We start from the raw sequence: 15,687 nt of genomic DNA, 5'->3' as shown, positions 1-15,687 counted from the left end.
ATCTAAAAAATTTTTTGTAAGTTATTTTAGAAATATTTTGGAAGATAAGTTATTTTATGTTCCTGAAGACTTTTTTTGATTGGGAAAGGAATTTAAAAGTGTGAAATCACTAGTTAGCGGGAAAGGCCTCAAGTTTAAAGGTATCTATAATGAAGTATTTACTTCGAATATAAAGAGTGTTAAATTTGAGAGTATTCGAAACGGAAGAGCTAAACGACACACCGATGGTAAAGATGGGAAATTGACAAGAAAAGTGGGCTTAGAGCTGGTTGTGTACTATAAATCTGATAAAGATGGAAAGACATGAGAGTTGGGCAAGGAGGTTTGTGCAATTAGGGGAGACTCGGCTGGTCAAGCTGTTTTCTTGTTTATTGGATGTGTTGATGTTAAAGATAAAGGGTCGGTGGGAGGCGGAAAAGGACATGCTTGAACTTTTCAGAAAGGAAGCTTCTTGAGCGGGGAGAGCCGTTGCGGAAACCTACATAGGGTACAAGATAAAGGAATTAGATTAGTCGAGAGTGAAGGTGGGGATTATCTAGATTGAGGGGCGTCAAGCATGGAGAATCTTGATCCGAAAGTTAAAGAAGTGCTTCTAGGTGTTGGAAACAATAAGAGTGTAAACGTCTGAAATTTCCGTAGTGATACAAAGGAGAAAAGCCCTTGGTCGGGATTGCAATTAGTTTAATGGGGGATAATAACTGTAAAGATAAAAGAGAAACTATTAATAAAAAAGTGATGGGAATAAGTGGAAAAGAAAAACAGATAAATGGGTTGAATGCCTTGAAACAAGGAGAAAGAAACTTGCTGAAAATTAATATTCGGAGGTTAAGGATTTAGTTGGGAAGTTAAGTGAAGATATCTGGAAATTAGGAGACGAGGAAGAAAACAAGAATTTAATAATTGGAAAAAATGCCAAGATTACAACTAACGATAAGCATATTGAAAGGGAAGTGAATGAGAAAATGAGTAGATGTCTACTGAACTCCCTTACAAATATTCAAGTAAATAGGTATGAGATCTATACTAATTAACTATGAATGGGAAAATAAATTCGAAGTAAATCCTAAATGAATAAAAAAATATATTTCCTCTTCTAAGCCTTTTATGAAACGAACAAAACTAAGAATTTATTTAAAGCTTGAAAGGAAAAGAAATTAATCACACATCTCTTTCAATCCCTTGATTATCTTTTTCAGTTATAGTAGTTTTCTTTAAAACTACTTGATCTCCTCCATATTCTTCCAAGTCTTCTTTAGTAATTATTCCTGTTTTTCTGGGATCTTCATCTACATAATCAAAATGACGCACTATTTCACAATCAATAAATATTCCTTTAAGTCATTTACCTATAAGTCTTGAGTTTTCAAAAGAACTTAATCACTTAACTTTTCTTCCCGCAAAACAAGCTTTAAACGCATATCCATGATCTGTAACTAAATAAAACCATTCTTTTCTAGAAGGTAAATTATTTTCACCTTCAACAGTTAACCTTACATCAAATCAACTTTGCTTTTTTCCAGTTTTTTCATTCACCAAAGGTTTACTATAACAGGCATTCAATGGTGATTTAGATAGATCTAGTTCTTTTGAATCCAAGACTTCTTTCTCTGTTGGAACAATTAAAGGAAGGGTAATAGTTCTAAGGGCTTCTGAATCTTCTAATTCTTTAAGGTATAACATTACTCTACAAAAATTTTTTGTAGATTATTTTAAATTGTTTTTGTTCAGTGTTGAATCGTCGGTCTTCCTCTAAATGTGATTTATATTTTTCGAGAATTTCTATATTTTCAGAGATTCTTTTAGACTTCAAAAATTCGAAATACTTTGAAAAATTTTTAAGCGTTCTGGGATTCTTTGTGAGTAAGGCTATTTCATGTTGGGCTGGTTCAAATTGTTTTTCAATTAAGAAGCTTAAATTTGGAGAACCAATTATAGCTGAGGAAATTTTATTGTTTCGGTAAAAACAATAAAGTTTTCCATGGTATTTGCAAGAATGTACTAATCTTATTTCCCCTATTCCTCACTTTCTTCACCTATCATTAATTTCCAAGGCTAATTTGTGTAATGACTGACTCCATCCGTCAAAATAGTACATACCCAGAATTACACAAACATTTCTAATATTCACCTGCAAAACCAATCTTTCCAATTCTTTTAATGATCTGCGGGAGCAAAAGCCCGCAGCAATTTCCAATCTATCAGACTTATTAAGTTTTCTCCTAAAACAATCATTTAGTGATTCTTGTTCTCCCAATTCTAACAGAGGACAAATATTAGTTCCCAGAAACTTTTCCTCAACTTCAATTACATCTTTATGGGAGAGGTGAAAGCTCTTTAAAGAACCAAAGAGTCAGCACCAAAAATTACATTTAATTCCAATAAATTTTTCTAATTTATTCATTCAATTAGTTAATTACTCGTCCTTGACAAAAATGCATAAATTTTTAACAAAAAGATAAGTTCAACCCTCCTCACCCCAATAGCATTGGGTGATTCAGTTGATGAAGGTGGTTCGGTATATATTGAGCCGGCTGTTAATTGAAAGTGACAGGTAGATGGTTTTTATCCAAGAAATCCAGAAGCCATTAAGCCAGATGGGAGAGCTATATGAACTACTGGTAAAGTGGGTGACATTTTCGAAGAGCAATATTTTTATATTCCAAAAGATTTTGGTTGATTATGAGAACAATTTAAGGGAATTAAGTCTTTAGTCAGTGGTATTGGTCTAAAGATTACGAGTGTCGCAGGTGAAAAATTTACTAGGAATATGAAGTCAATTAGTTACAAAGATAAACGAAGCCATGAGGCAGTAGAGAATAAAAAACTTGGGAGTAGGGTGATGACTAAGAGAGTGACTTTAGGGAGGACTTTGTATCATCGGCCTGATGGATCTGGAAAAACTTGAGAATTAAATAAAGGAATTTGCACATTGAAGAAGTCCATTAACAAACAGGATGTTTATTTGTTTATTGGTTTTATTGAGGTTAAACGAGGGGAAAAAGGAGGTGACGGAAAAGGGTATAGCTACTCTATTCCGACTGATGGTAGGGGAGTTTTATTGATAGACCACGGTGTGACTTGTTAAGACGGAGAAGCGGTTATAGTTTGGTCGAGTTCAACGCAAAATCACAAACACAATTAGAAAACGGGAAAACAATGATTAGTCTCGGACCTGAAGGGGAAAACAGTAATAATATAGGAGACCTTCGGATAACGGGAGAGGAATGGGGCCAACCTCTAGTTGGAGTTTTGATGGGTCTTGCGATTAATGTAGCTCAGACAAGAGTCAAAAACGCTGAACAAAAAAGTAAAGTCTACGGGGAAGTCGGCGAGGAATGCTGAAATACCTGAGGTGATGAATGAAGCAAAAAAGAGAAGCTTAAGGAATGCGAAAAAATGAAGAAACAGGAGAAAAGAATGACTGAAGTAAAGTTTGAAGAGGTGTTATGGATGCTCGCGGGACATGCATTAAGAAAGCTAAAGAAAAGTTAAAGGAAAATGACGAAGGGGTATCGAATTTAATAAAAGGAGGTCAGTTGATTGATGTGATAGGCGGTGGACACGGGAAACCGATTCTACAAGTGGCGAGAGCAAAGTGATAGAGGATCACAGACATTCAAGAAATATGAAAGAGATGAAAGCGGGATTCTGAACTTACATACAGATATACCGGAACATAGGAAAACCATTTCTGAAGATTAAATCTGAATTACCTATTTAGGGGGGAGCTAAGGCAAATTTTTTATGACTAACGAGAAATGATATACTTACAAGTCCTCAAAATAATGATAACTAAGTTTTGTAGGAATTAATTAACTAGAACAATTAAGTCTTTTGGGAATGATAGTTAATGATAATTGAAGCTTATGACCTATTTCAATATTTGAGAATTAACAAATCAATTAGTGGAATTACTAGATTATTGGACCATTATTTATTGTCAAATTTTGTCTTATTCAAAAAGTAACTAAAAATAGTTTTTTATATATAACAAACGCAACCCCCTTCCAGAGCCATCATCAACATCCAAATAATGACTTTTTTGAAATTTGATAATTTATTGAATTTTTAAATTTTTTTTGGATTTTCTGTGAAATGAAATTTGCTAATGCTTGGTACCCTTATTTAGTGCAAGTTTTTTCTTTGTTTTCCCCTTCCTCTAAAAAGTAAATGCAGAGTTAATTAAGCGAAAAAAAGTTTTCTAACTAATTGAAGTGAATATTTCTTGTGTTGCTTTTCTTAATTCTTTGCAACAATATATTTTGTAGTACTTCTGCTGGCCTGTGGTTTCAATTTTCCAAAAGAGAATCCCCCTCTTGCGGCCGCTTTTCGAAGCTCGTCTCTTTTGAACAGCGTAAGCTCTATAACGGGACTCTCCATAGCTCCCTTGCCCATTGCCCCATAAATAAAGCTTCTATCTTTGCTCATGACTCTTAAGTCATAATTTCTATTATAATCTCCATATTCCTTATATCCCCCCACCTGTCATTTTGCAATATTGCCCGACTACACCAAGTAAAACTCCAAAATATCCCCTTATATTGGCCTGGGCCATTTCAATAAAGAGTTCCCCCATCCTTAGAACTAAGAGTCATCACAGAATATTCACTCAACCCTCCGCCAAAGCTATTACCATAATGCAAAAGCAAAGTCAAATTGAACCCGTGTCCTCCGTTTACCTTCCCCAATCCCTCGCAAACACCATAACCTGTTGAAACCATCTTGTTATCTTTGTCTCACTTCATCTGATCTCCAATCAAAGACTTATTTTTATCGTTTTGTCTCACTTCATCTGATCTCCAATCAAAGACTTATTTTTATCGTTCTCAAACCCAGTTCCAACGGCAAAAATAAAACCCAAAGAACTTAGATTGTCTATTTGTTTATTCTTGGTTATAAGTCTTGCCATACAAACCGTCCTTCCCAAATAACTGAGTTGATCATCAGTCGCTTTCTGATTTACTAAAGGAACCAAATCAACATCTAAATGTCTTGTGATAACCTGCCCCTCCCGTCTAGTCTTCTCACTATTTTCTGGACAACTTCTTAGATCTTTCCATTTAGCTCCATTCTTATTACTTACGAGTATACATGGCCCAGTGATCTCTTTGACTCTTATTCCAAGACCACTAATTAAAGTTTTGAATTTTTCCCCGCCAGAAATGGTATGCCCGCCTTCAGCCTTCCCATTTAGTCAACTGTAATCTTTAAATCCAAAGATACTTTCATCTTTATAAACTTTTCCAGATTTTGTTAACCTTCATGCTTCACCTGCCGAGTCATTTGTAAATCCAAAAGCAATTGGATTTCTTTCTCGTAAAAAGTTCCCATCCGCGTTTTGATAAATTTTCCCACCCTTCGCCTTAAACCCATCCATTTGTCCATCATCAACTGAATCACCAATAGCAGTAAGGAGTGGAATCCCAAAGATGGAAAGGGGCATGAAAAGCCCGATTAGACCTTTGAAAAGTTGCAAAAATAAAATATACCCTTCCCTTAGTAAAAATTATACAACGATTTGGTTTCAGATGTTTGCATCTGAAACCAAAAACGATATCTATAGCAAAGGTGTATAATTTGTTTTTGTCTGGGGGCGATCTCGATATGGCGTGAAATGGCAAATACAAGATTCGACCGTAGATGAATCTCACGCTCTCGACAAAACTTACCTAATGGATAAGCAGCTTAACTTTATCAAAAAATCAAAAGTAAGTTTGACCTTAAGCTCCAACGAACTGAAATTTGTTAGGAGATAAGCGAGGCTTCCTTAGTTATATCCCTTCCTCCCCCCCCTTCCTTTTTCGAGGAAACTTCTCCAGAGAGAAAAAGGTCTTGCCATCTGTTCCCGAAAGGATTACAAAAATTCTAGATACTTTATCAAAACTAAAAAGATTTTTGTGAACTTACACCATTTAACAGACTGAAAAACAAGAAATGAACTAAACTATTTTTCATACTTTTTGGCGTTGAAGAGTAATTAAGTATTTGAGAGGAAATACAAAAATATTATTCATAAATTCACTCCTCTCAATACAATTACTATTAATCCCTCAAACAAAGTAATAGTTATGAATATTATGCAAAGAATTGTCTTGTCAAAGAAGACAGGAACTGTTCATGAAAGAGATGCATAATCCTCTGCCTGTGGTTATGGTTTTTTATGAGAAATTTGGAAGAAAATTCAAGTAATAGAAAATACACTTTGTTATACTTCTTTAAATAAATAATTAACAAAGACATGAGCATCTTCAAATTTAAAAATAGAAAGAAAAAAGTTTTAAATAAGGACAAATTGCTTGAGCTTGCAATGACGGACCACGAAACTTGTCTCAAAATAATTCTGAAGCTTCCAGCTATTCAAATAGCAAAGGAACCAATAAGATTCAAAAGGGAAATGCTTATTCAAAGAAGAACAGTTGGAGACGAAGATGTTTATAGACATTCTGTTTCCATTGAATATCTTAAAGTGGGAATTTCAAAGGACGGAAATCTTGGATATGTTTTCCCTGATGATGAGCTTCCTGATGATAAAAATGAAAAAGATTGAAAAAAGTTAAATGAAACTGAACATACTGTGATTTATGAGAAGAGCAGAATTGAAAGAGTAGCTCGTACGGGTAATTCTTGCCCAAGGGCACTAGCGGAAGGGGAGGAAGAAATTGTAGAACATAAACTTAGTTCTGAAGAATTTTTTGATAAGTTGAGAGAACTAACTGAAGAACTGAAACGGATGAGAAAAAGTGGCGAAGTTAAATAAGAGGAAGAGTAATATTAATAAATTAGAGAAGCTTTATTTACTACTCCTTCCCTTTAATCCCATTATTATCTGGTAATTCAATTTATGAAAAGTAAATAGTGAAGTTTGAGAATCCGAAAGTAAATGTTAATTACATTTTTGATAGAAGGAATTGTGGTGATTCCGTTGTAACCGATAATGAGGGAGCTGCATGGAACAATCTAAGGTGCTTAAAGAAGGAAAAGAGAATTAGAATTCAAAGAGTTCCTTGTTATGTAGTTGAAGAAAAAGACTTAGTTGAAAAGGTGTTGGAGACAACTTTCTAATTAAAAGTTACGGCTGTAACCATTTAGAATACTGGTTCAAAAAGGTGATAAAACTAGGGATTGGTTATAGCTTAAAAAGTGATAACAGCAATTGAAGTGCTAGGGAGGGTAGTTTAGTAGTTCTTAAAAGTGGTGATGGAATAATTCAAGTCAATAATGACAAGGGAAAGCCAGTTATTCTCATTGTCTTGGGGTTGGTGTGTAATAAAATTCAGGCTTGAACTGTGAACTTAGCGAGGAAAGGAGGAGAGCCAGAAGATGAAGGGCGGGAAGTAATTCTGGATGATCAGTATGATGATTGGAATCAGCAATCATGGAATGATGTTGTGAGTGATTGCTCAAAAACAGTTAAACCAAGTAAGTTAAGGAGTTAAACCTGAATTCAAAGAAAACTGTCCTAGCGTTAAAAGTCGAACTAATGTTTTTAAGAGATAACAGGCAAACATAAATCTTACTTATTCTTACAGACTTCAATAATTAACTCTTAATTACCTATTTAAAAGAAGGGGAAGACACAAAAAGAAAAGAGCGCCCTCCCCTAAATAAATTTGGTGATTCAGTTGATGAAGGTGGAGAAGTGAAATTTAAGAGTCCGGATGTAAAAGTAAGTATTCAATCCTTTTTGCACAAGCGGAATGCGACGGGTTTAGGAACGGAGTTAGGAAAGATTGGAGATGTATGAAAAGGAAATAAGACAGGACAAATGTATCGGGATAGTTTTTATTACGTCGAGCCCAACTTTGGATGACTTAAGGGTATAGAAGGGTCGGAAAAAATTCAGAGCAAGGTAAGTGGTGTTGGTTGAAAGGTAATAACAAATAATGGCGATCCAATTGTTGCAGGAAAAGAGGGGATCACATGAAAGGATCTGAGGGAAAATCCTAGTTGAGTTGTTGCAAACCAGACGGACTTAAAGAAAGAGAAAAGCATCAAAATTAGACGCGCTCCATACTATGAAGTGAAAAATACAGACGGAAGTACACAAACCATTGATCTCAGTGAAAACACTTGTATTGTGAATGTAGGGAGCACGAGCACTGAAGGAGGCGTATATGCTTACTTAGTGATTGGATTTGCACAGGGGAAGGCTAAGAAAGAGAGCGGTAACGAATATAGACTTAGTTGAGAAAATGTTGGTAACAACTTTTTGATTAGCGGGTACGGTTGCGACAATTTGAAAGGATGATTTAATGGCGATGTTAATTTAGGGGTTGATTGAAGTTGGAATGACGGGGGTGGAAAATGGACTGCAAGAGAAGATAGTATGGTGGTTTTGAAAAGGGATGAAGAAATAATTAACCTTACGGGAGTGAGTGGAGACGCTGTCGTACCAATTGTATTGGGGCTGGTTTTAGATAAAGTCACTGTTGTACAACCGAATAGACCGAGAGGTTGAACGTACAATAGTTTAACTAACAATGAATGGAAACAAGTGGAGAAGGGGGAGCTTGATAAATGGAAAGTCGTAGACGAGAAGGGTAAAGACAGCAAGTGTTTCGACAAGACTGAACGAGGGAAGATACGAAAAATTAAAAAAGATTGTTTGAATGATAGAAATAGATTAAATACCTTGCAGAAAAGAGTGATGGAATTGAAACTCACTTATTCTTACAAACTTAAACAGTAGACATAATAGATTAATTAACTCTGAATTACCTATTTAGAGGAAGAGGAAAACAAAGAAAAATTTTGATATTTATTTATTTACTCACGGATTAGCAATAAAAAAGAATCTATATTAAATAATTCCAAAAAACATATACCAATCCTTATATAGCTAATAAAGTACAAGCTAGAACCAATCTATTCTTAATTAGCAAACAAAGTAAATGTCGACGTCACCCCCCCGCCGCTCTAGACTTCCCACTCCTTACTGCTATTGGTGATTCAGTTGATGAAGGTGGTACAGTGGAGATTAAGCAGGAAGGAGATTGATGAAAGAGTATGAAGGGCTTGGACGCAAGAAATCCAGAGGCATTAAGAGTTGGTCAGGGATCTATCTGAGCGGGCGGGAAGAAAGGAAATATCTTCGAGGACAGGTTTTATTATGTTCCTAAAGACTTTGGTTGATTGGGAAAGGACTTTAAGGGTGTGAAGTCATTAGTTAGTGGTATTGGACTAAAGGTGACGAGTATTGAAGGAAAGAATTTTACTAAAGACATGAGCGGTGTAACTTTTAAAAGCATGCGCGACAGAAAAGTGCTAAAGGATAACGAAGAAAGCGGTAGTAAAATGAAAAGGACGTTGAGTATTGAACGAGTTGCTTACTATAGAGCGAGTCAAGGGGAAACTTGAGAATTGGGGAAAGAAATATGTGTAGTTGAAAGAAAAGCTGGCAAAAGACCTATTTATTTGTTTTTTGGTTTTGTTGAGGTGCAGAAGGGAGAAAAGGTGAACGGCAGAGGGTATGCGTGAAACTTTATTGGCAACAAATTCCTTAGTGATGAGGGAAACTGTAATAATTTGGTGCGATGGGGCAAAAGCAAAGGGCATAAGTTGATTCAAAGCCTAGACGGTGATTATCGGAATGGAGATGGACAATACTGGACGGGTCCGAATGAGAAGGTCATTCTTCTAGGCAATAAGAACAATGGAGGAAACCAGATCTGACAATTCGCAGAGACAAAGGAAAGGAATGCGTTGGTTGGGATTCTAATGGGCATCGCCGTAAATCTAAGTTTTGATAAAGACTGCGATGGTGCGTTTGGGACGAACAATGGTAAGAGCACTAGCAAAGCAATTAGCGAATGTATTGGTAGGGCAAGAAGAAAGCTAGAGAAGCAAGAAAGCGAGGTAACAATGGGTGGGAACGGAGGAGTTGGATTCAGACCGTGAAAAATTGAAAGCAGTAGTGACGCTAGAGGGGGAACTGTGGACCTTAGTGAAAGTTGGGTTGAGCGACCTTGGAAAGAACTCGAAGGGAACAAAAAGAAGTTTACGAATTTAAGCGATTGAAAGGAGGAGATAGAGCTGTCGTACAAGTATAGTTAATGAAGTCGGTGACACTGGATGGTGTGTGTAGCAAATTAAATCTGAATTACCTATTTAGATGAAGGGGAAAACAAAGAAAAAACTTTTTGATATTTATTTTTTTACTAACAAGTTAGCAATGAAAGTGTTTTTAAGATAAATACTTCACATATTCATTTATCAGGATTTATATAGCTAACAAAGTGTTTTTGTTGTTTTCTCTAGAGTTTTCCATTTAGCAAACTAAGACTTTCTACTTTAGAAAAGGCTATACAACAACTTCAAAAATTGAATAATTCTATTCAAAGAAAGTTAGAGTCAATCTATTCTTAATTAGCACAAAAAGAGGGTTGCGTCCCCCCCCAAAAAAAACCCTGCTATTGGTGATTCAGTTGATGAAGGTGGAGAAGTGAAGTTTAAGAATCAAAGTGTAGAGGTGAATGTTAATTACATTTTGGACAAACGAAATGAATCGGGTTTGGGAGCGGAGATAGGAAAGATTGGAGAAGTGTGAAGGAGTGACAAAGTAGGACAGATATATAGAGATAACTTCTTTTATGCTGAGCCTGACTTTGGTTGGATTGATGGAATACAAGGGGCAGAGAGGATTAAAAGCAGGGTGAGTGGTGTTGGTGTAAAGATAATAAAGAATAATGGTGATCCGATTGTTGCAGGAAAAGAGGGGATAACATAAAAGGATCTGAGGGAAAATCCTAGTTGAGTTAATAACACCCAAAGAGACTTAAAAAAAGAAAAGGAAATCAGAATTCAACGGGTCCCTTACTATGAGGTGAAGGGTGAGAATGGGAACACACAGATCATTGATCTCAGCGAGAATACTTGTATTGTGAATGTAGGGAGTATGAACCTAGAAGAGGGAATACATGCTTATTTGGTAGTTGGCTTTGCTCAAGGGAGAGGGAAGAATGGAGGAGGTGGAAAATACAGACTTAGTTGAGAAAATGCTGACAAGAACTTTTTGGTTAAAAATTATGGTTGCAAGAACTTACCATGGCACACGGGTAGCAACCTAAGACTTAGACCGGACTGGAGTTGAAACACAGGAGAGGGGAATTGGTCAGCTAGAGGGGATAGTATGATTGTTCTTGGCAATGATAGCGGAATAATACAGATCGGTGGGGAGGGGGATAGACCTATTGTCGCTGTTGTTTTGGGATTGGTTTATAATAAGGTGACGGTTAAGTGAAAAAACAGGACTAAATCAGGTTGAGAAAAAGCATCAGAAGAGGGAGGTTGGAGAGGAATTCTGAAAGATGAAAGCGAAGAATGAAAAAAGCATCCATGGAGGGAAGGAGAGACAGAATGTTTTGCCCAAAGTGGGAGAAAAGTAGAAGTTAGGATTGAGGAGGGCTGTTTGAAGACAAAGGCGCGTCTTGATGCTTTCAAGGGGTGAAAGGCGAATCTAAAACTCACTTATTCTTACGAACTTGAACAGTAGACATAATAGATTAATTAACTCTGAATTACCTATTTAGATGAAGGGGAAAACAAAGAAATAATTCTTTTAACTAAAGGATTATTAACCTATCAATCCTATATCAGATGTGATTATTTAATAACTTTAAGGGAATTGATTACACACCAGTTCTTCAAGATTACAACAAATGCATTGAAAATACTCCAACAGAAGATATTTGTTAAAAAGAGGATTCTCGGCATTTAACCTCTCTTTAACTTTTGAAAGGTGAAAAAATAATTTTTAGTTAAAGGTCAGTTTCTTTAGTTTTTCTTAGTTAGCTAACTATATAATTTTTTTCAATTAATAAACAATCAAAAATATAAACTTCAAGTTTTTTAATCTAAAGTTTGAAAGGAAAAGAAATTAATCACACATCCCTTTCAATCCCTTGTTTATCCTTCTCAGTTATAGTCGTTTTCTTTAAAATTACTTGATTTCCTCCGTAATCGTCCAAATCTTCTTTAGTAATTACTCCTCTTTTTCTAGGATCTTCATCTACATAATCAAAACGGTTCACAATTTCACATTGAGCTAGCCTCCCCTTTATTCACTTACCTATAAGTCTTGAATTTTCAAAAGAACTTAATCATTTAATTTTTCTCCCCGCAAAACAAGCCTTAAATAAATATCCATGATCTGTAACTAAAAAGAACCATTCTTTTCTAGAAGGAAGATTATCTTCACCTTCAACGGTTAGCCTTACATCAAATCAACTTTGCTTTTTTCCAGTTCTCTTATTAATCAAAGGCTTACTATAACAAGCATTCAGAGGTGATTTAGATAAATCTAATTCTTTTGAATTTAAAACTTCTTCCTCCGAAGGAACAATCAAAGGCAAAGTAATAGTGCGGAGAGATATGGAGTCTTTTAAATCTTTAAGACACAACATCGATCTAAGGAGAAAAAATTTTGTAAATAATTTTAGATTGTCTTTGTTCTCCCCCTAAATCGGGGTCTTTTTCTACATGTGATTTGTATTTTTCTAGTATTTCTATATTTTCAGAGATTCTTCTAGATTTCAAATACTCTAAATATTTTGCAAACTTTTTTAGTGTTCTTAGATTATTTGTTAGTAAGGCTATTTCATGTTGGGATGGGTAAACTTGCCTCTCAACTAAAAAACTTAAGTTTGGAGAGCCTATTATGGCTGAAACAATTCTATTTTTTCGGTAAAAACAATAAAGTTTTCCATGGTATTTGCAAGAATGTACCAATCTTATTTCCCCTATTCCTAACTTGCTTCATCTTTCATTAATTTCTAAAACCAATTCATATAATGAACTAAGCAATCCATCAAAGTAGTACATACCTAGGATTACACAAACATTTCTAATATTTCCCTGTAAAACCAATTTTTCTAATTCTTTTAATGATCTATAGGAACAAAATCCCACAGCAATTTCCAATCTATCAGACTTATTAAGTTCTCTCCTAAAACAATCATTTAGTGATTCTTGTTCTCCCCATTCTAACAGAGGACAAATATTAGTTCCCAGAAACTTTTCCTCAACTTCAATTACATCTTTATGGGAGAGGTGAAAGCTCTTTAAAGAACCAAAGAGTCAGCACCAAAAATTACATTTAATTCCAATAAATTTTTCTAATTTATTCATTCAATTAGTTAATTACTTCTCCTTGACAAAAATGCATAAATTTTTAACAAAAGAGGGTTGTGAGCCCCCCCCAAATAACTTTGGTGATTCAGTTGATGAGGGTGGGGAGGTGAAGTTTAATAATCCACAAGTAAAGGTAAGTTCTAATTACGTTTTGGATAAAAGGAGTAAAGAAGGCTTAGGCACAGAGAAAGGGAAAATTGGAAGTGTATGAAAAGGCAATGAAACAGGAAAGATATATAGAGATAACTTTTTTTATGTCGAACCACACTTTGGTTGACTCGCCGGTATTAGTGGCACGGAAAAGATTAAGAGTAAAGTAAGTGGTATTGGTTGGAAGGTAATAAGCAATAAGGGTGATCCGATTATTGCGGGAGAAAGTGGAATTGCATGAGGGGAATTAAGAAAGGATCCTAGTTGAATCAGTAATACTCAAGAAGAGTTAAAGAAAGAAAAGACGATCAGGATTCAACAAGTTCCTTACTATGAAACTGAGAAGGATGGAATTAAACATACCGTTGATCTCAGCGAAAACACTTGTATTGTAAATGTGGGAAATCGAGTGAATGGAAAGGGTGTGGATGCATATTTAATAATTGGATTCGCGCAAGGCAGTGGGGAGAAAGAAGATAAAAAGGGATACAGACTTAGTTGAAAAAATATTAAAGATGACTTTTTAGTTAAAGGTTATAGTTGCAAAAGCTTGAGTAGTTGATTTAATAATGGGGTTAGTTTAGGGCTTGATTGGAGTTGGGCGAGTGACAATGGTAGCTGAAGTGCGCGGGAGGATAGTATGGTGGTTTTGAAATCTGGGGGTGGAATAATTTATGTTAATGGAGACGTAGTCAAGCCGGTCGTACCTATTGTTTTAGGCTTAGTCGTTAATAAACTCACAGCTGAGTGACAGTACAAAGCGGATGACGATTGGAGGGAGAAGTATGGGAAGATTAAATGGGATAAAGTTCTTAGTAATAAAGAAGAAGACTGAAAGAATAGAAGCTGGGGAAATGGTAAAAAAAGCTGCTTTGTTGAGAAGGAAACAGGTGTGAAAGGTGAAATGACAGAAACCTGCTTAAAAGACAAAAAACGACTTGATGCTTTCACCAAAAGGGTAGGGAATATTACACTCACTTATTCTTACAAACTAAACCAATAGACATAACAGATTAATTAACTCTGAATTGCCTATTTAGAGGAAGGGGAAAACAAAGTATCTTTATTTTTGAAGTTTTTGTTAAATAGTTATTTTTTTAGAAGTAAATCCTAAATAAAAAATGTATTTCCCTTCTTAAACCTGTTGTAAAACCAATAAAGTTAAGAAGATAACTAACTAAATATGAACTTACAGTTTATATGTCAAAATTCAGAGGTAAAGAAATGAATCACACATCTCTTTCAATGCCTTGATTGTCTTTTTTAGTAATGCTTGTTTTCTTCAAAACTACTTGATCTCCTCCCAAAACTTCCAAGTCTTCTTTGGTAACTACTCCTTTTCTTTTGGGATCTTGGCAAACATAATCAAAGCCCCTCACTATCTCACAACCAGCCAAATCTCCTTTTATTCAATGACCTATACACCTTGAATCTTCAAAAGTGTTCAATCACTTATTTTTTTTGCCAGCAAAACAAGCCTTACATAAATATCCACTGTCTGTAACTAAATAAAACCATTCTTCTCTAGAAGGAAGATTTTCCTCTCCCTTAACGGTTAACTTTACATCAAATCAACTTTGTCTCTTTCCAGTTCTCTTATTAAACAAAGGCTTGCTATAACAAGCATTAAGAGATGACTTAGATAGATCTAACTCTGGAAAATTTAAAACTTCTTGCCTTGAAGGAACAATTAATGGAAAGGTAATCGTTCGAAGATCCTCAGCTTCCTCTAAGTCTTTAAGGCACAACATATCCCTAAGAAAAAATTCTGTACATGATTTTATCTTGCTGTTGCTCGACTTTTGAGTTAAGGTCTTTGTCTACTTGTAATTTGTATCTTTCAAGAATTTCTATATTTTCAGAGATATCTCTGCATTTTAACTCCTCTAAATGTTTTAAATAATCTTGGAGCTCTCTGGGATTACTGGTGATCGAAGCTATTTCATATTGAACTGGGTCATCTGTTTGTTTCTCATCTAAAAAACTCAAATTAGGAGAACCCATAATAGCTGAAAACATTTGATTGTTTAGAAAGAAAAAATAAAGTTTTCCATGATATTTCCCAGAATGTACTAATCGTATTTCTCCGATTCCTTCCTTTTTTCAATTTCTATTAATCCTCAAGGCCAAACTATGCAAGTATTTAGACATACCATTAAGTAATACATTCCTAGAATTAAACATACTTTTTTAATCTTCTTTTGCAAAATCAATCTCTCTAACTCTAGTAATGATTTGTAAGAACAAAATCCTACAGCAATTTCTAAGCGATCCGACCTGCTTAGTTCACTCGTGAAACAATAATTTAGTGGCTCTGTTTTCTCTCTATCTGATGAAGGGCGAAGTTTGGTTCAAATCGCTTGGTCTTTCACTTAAATTACATTTCTAATGAATTAATTTACCTGTTTA

General features: G+C 35.1%; 19 protein-coding genes and 1 pseudogene. 12 read left to right on the top strand and 8 right to left on the bottom strand.

What is annotated here, in order from left to right; genetic code table 4:
- Positions 1–37 precede the first annotated feature (37 nt).
- Both MR07_RS00715 and MR07_RS04545 read left to right on the top strand, forming a co-directional pair.
- Entirely contained in the window at positions 38–685 is a 648-nt protein-coding gene (locus MR07_RS00715; protein WP_024070946.1) for a hypothetical protein, read from the top strand.
- The gene (locus MR07_RS04545; RefSeq protein ID WP_024070945.1) at positions 685–837 is read left to right on the top strand and encodes a hypothetical protein; all 153 of its coding nucleotides are present in this window, start codon (positions 685–687) and stop codon (positions 835–837) included. Before MR07_RS00715 ends, MR07_RS04545 begins: the two co-directional genes overlap by 1 nt.
- A 294-nt stretch (positions 838–1,131) precedes the next feature.
- Here the strand turns inward: MR07_RS04545 and MR07_RS00710 are convergent, their stop codons facing one another.
- Together MR07_RS00710 and MR07_RS00705 are read right to left on the bottom strand one after the other, a co-directional pair.
- On the bottom strand, positions 1,132–1,680 hold the full coding sequence (locus MR07_RS00710; RefSeq protein WP_024070944.1) for a phospholipase D-like domain-containing protein: 549 nt from the start codon (positions 1,678–1,680) through the stop codon (positions 1,132–1,134).
- Positions 1,681–1,684: 4 nt separating this feature from the next.
- Positions 1,685–2,401 carry a restriction endonuclease PLD domain-containing protein gene (locus tag MR07_RS00705; protein ID WP_024070943.1) on the bottom strand — a complete coding sequence of 239 codons (717 nt, stop codon included), beginning with the start codon at positions 2,399–2,401 and terminating at the stop codon, positions 1,685–1,687.
- A gap of 84 nt (positions 2,402–2,485) precedes the next feature.
- Between MR07_RS00705 and MR07_RS00700 the strand changes: the two genes are divergently transcribed.
- Positions 2,486–3,085, top strand: a complete 600-nt coding sequence (locus MR07_RS00700; RefSeq protein WP_024070942.1) for a hypothetical protein — start codon at positions 2,486–2,488, stop codon at positions 3,083–3,085.
- A 20-nt stretch (positions 3,086–3,105) separates the two neighbouring features.
- A complete protein-coding gene (locus tag MR07_RS00695; RefSeq protein ID WP_144079541.1) occupies positions 3,106–3,492 on the top strand; it encodes a hypothetical protein in 387 nt (128 codons plus the stop codon).
- A gap of 747 nt (positions 3,493–4,239) precedes the next feature.
- Here MR07_RS00695 and MR07_RS00690 read toward each other — a convergent pair.
- Positions 4,240–4,482 carry a hypothetical protein gene (locus MR07_RS00690; RefSeq protein ID WP_024070940.1) on the bottom strand — a complete coding sequence of 81 codons (243 nt, stop codon included), beginning with the start codon at positions 4,480–4,482 and terminating at the stop codon, positions 4,240–4,242.
- A 193-nt stretch (positions 4,483–4,675) separates the two neighbouring features.
- Positions 4,676–5,443, bottom strand: a complete 768-nt coding sequence (locus tag MR07_RS00685; RefSeq protein ID WP_144079540.1) for a hypothetical protein — start codon at positions 5,441–5,443, stop codon at positions 4,676–4,678.
- Positions 5,444–6,238: 795 nt separating this feature from the next.
- Here MR07_RS00685 and MR07_RS00680 point away from each other — a divergent pair.
- From MR07_RS00680 to MR07_RS00650, 7 genes are all read left to right on the top strand, one after another.
- Positions 6,239–6,757, top strand: coding sequence for a hypothetical protein (locus MR07_RS00680; protein ID WP_024070937.1), 519 nt, complete (start codon positions 6,239–6,241; stop codon positions 6,755–6,757).
- A gap of 98 nt (positions 6,758–6,855) precedes the next feature.
- Positions 6,856–7,062, top strand: a complete 207-nt coding sequence (locus tag MR07_RS00675) for a hypothetical protein (RefSeq protein ID WP_024070936.1) — start codon at positions 6,856–6,858, stop codon at positions 7,060–7,062.
- Positions 7,063–7,106: 44 nt separating this feature from the next.
- Positions 7,107–7,436 (top strand): hypothetical protein, encoded by a 330-nt coding sequence (locus tag MR07_RS00670; RefSeq protein ID WP_024070935.1) that lies wholly within the window; start codon positions 7,107–7,109, stop codon positions 7,434–7,436.
- A gap of 203 nt (positions 7,437–7,639) precedes the next feature.
- Entirely contained in the window at positions 7,640–8,689 is a 1,050-nt protein-coding gene (locus MR07_RS00665; protein ID WP_024070934.1) for a hypothetical protein, read from the top strand.
- A 281-nt stretch (positions 8,690–8,970) separates the two neighbouring features.
- Positions 8,971–10,053 (top strand): hypothetical protein, encoded by a 1,083-nt coding sequence (locus MR07_RS00660; protein ID WP_024070933.1) that lies wholly within the window; start codon positions 8,971–8,973, stop codon positions 10,051–10,053.
- A gap of 388 nt (positions 10,054–10,441) precedes the next feature.
- Entirely contained in the window at positions 10,442–10,726 is a 285-nt protein-coding gene (locus tag MR07_RS00655; RefSeq protein ID WP_024070932.1) for a hypothetical protein, read from the top strand.
- A 153-nt stretch (positions 10,727–10,879) separates the two neighbouring features.
- Entirely contained in the window at positions 10,880–11,491 is a 612-nt protein-coding gene (locus MR07_RS00650) for a hypothetical protein (protein ID WP_235062726.1), read from the top strand.
- Positions 11,492–11,852: 361 nt separating this feature from the next.
- Here MR07_RS00650 and MR07_RS00645 read toward each other — a convergent pair whose 3' ends face one another.
- Both MR07_RS00645 and MR07_RS00640 read right to left on the bottom strand, forming a co-directional pair.
- Positions 11,853–12,401, bottom strand: a complete 549-nt coding sequence (locus tag MR07_RS00645; protein ID WP_024070930.1) for a phospholipase D-like domain-containing protein — start codon at positions 12,399–12,401, stop codon at positions 11,853–11,855.
- Positions 12,402–12,405: 4 nt separating this feature from the next.
- On the bottom strand, positions 12,406–13,125 hold the full coding sequence (locus MR07_RS00640) for a restriction endonuclease PLD domain-containing protein (protein WP_024070929.1): 720 nt from the start codon (positions 13,123–13,125) through the stop codon (positions 12,406–12,408).
- Positions 13,126–13,156: 31 nt separating this feature from the next.
- Between MR07_RS00640 and MR07_RS00635 the strand changes: the two genes are divergently transcribed.
- Positions 13,157–14,281, top strand: coding sequence for a hypothetical protein (locus tag MR07_RS00635; protein WP_043901142.1), 1,125 nt, complete (start codon positions 13,157–13,159; stop codon positions 14,279–14,281).
- Between the two features lie 193 nt (positions 14,282–14,474).
- Here MR07_RS00635 and MR07_RS00630 read toward each other — a convergent pair whose 3' ends face one another.
- Positions 14,475–15,029, bottom strand: a complete 555-nt coding sequence (locus MR07_RS00630; RefSeq protein WP_043901141.1) for a phospholipase D-like domain-containing protein — start codon at positions 15,027–15,029, stop codon at positions 14,475–14,477.
- 4 nt (positions 15,030–15,033) lie between these two features.
- Positions 15,034–15,650 (bottom strand): annotated as a pseudogene (locus tag MR07_RS04540) (restriction endonuclease PLD domain-containing protein).
- Positions 15,651–15,687: the final 37 nt, after the last annotated feature.

Source organism: Mycoplasma ovis str. Michigan (genome assembly GCF_000508245.1).
GTDB classification, from domain to species: Bacteria; Bacillota_I; Bacilli_A; order Mycoplasmatales; family Mycoplasmoidaceae; genus Eperythrozoon_A; species Eperythrozoon_A ovis.
This window is presented reverse-complemented; position numbering and strand designations above follow the sequence as displayed.